This is a genomic window from Pseudoalteromonas sp. NZS127 (assembly GCF_015864805.1).
GTDB classification, from domain to species: Bacteria; Pseudomonadota; Gammaproteobacteria; order Enterobacterales; family Alteromonadaceae; genus Pseudoalteromonas; species Pseudoalteromonas nigrifaciens.
The window spans coordinates 1-502 of the sequence record NZ_JADYWN010000089.1 but is presented as its reverse complement, the minus strand read 5'-3'; the positions used below and the strand labels follow the sequence as shown (position 1 = coordinate 502).

At 63.5% G+C, this 502-nt stretch carries 1 protein-coding gene; it reads right to left on the bottom strand.

Annotated features, from left to right (window positions below):
• On the bottom strand, positions 1-488 hold a 488-nt coding region (locus tag I6E78_RS18580; RefSeq protein WP_197183131.1), incomplete at its 3' end, for a hypothetical protein.
• Positions 489-502 lie beyond the last annotated feature (14 nt).

The window sequence follows — 502 nt, the reverse complement described above, 5'->3', positions numbered from 1 at the left end:
GGTGGCAGCTCGCGCGGGTGGCCTTCCACCCAGTCGCCTGAATCGTCGGGATACCAGGGGGTGGTGTCGGCCTTCGGCTCCATCATGAGGGCCGCCCACTTGACGAAGAACTCGCCAATCACCTTGATCTTGTCGTCGCCGCACTGCGCGCCGAAGAACTCTTGGTTCTGCTGTACCAGGCCCATCGCGGCGTTGAGGTCGCTGGTCGCTTGGAGCCAGAGGTTTTCGTAGATGGGCGGCTCGGGGTCTTTGCGCAAACCCATGTCCTGCGCAAATTTTTCGTTCTGCTCTGCGAACCCAGCCAAATCGCCCTCCGGCGCTTGCCCAGTAAGCGCTCGCAGCTCTTCTTTCAGGAGCGCGTCGAGGTGGACCTGCAGCGCGGTGCGGGTGGACTCGGGGAGCCCCGGGCCCATTACGGGCGGGCGAAGCTGGTTGGTGGTGCATTCGATGGCGGTACGGATGCGCGCGGTCAGTTGGTCGAGGTTCACATGGTGCTTTCTCC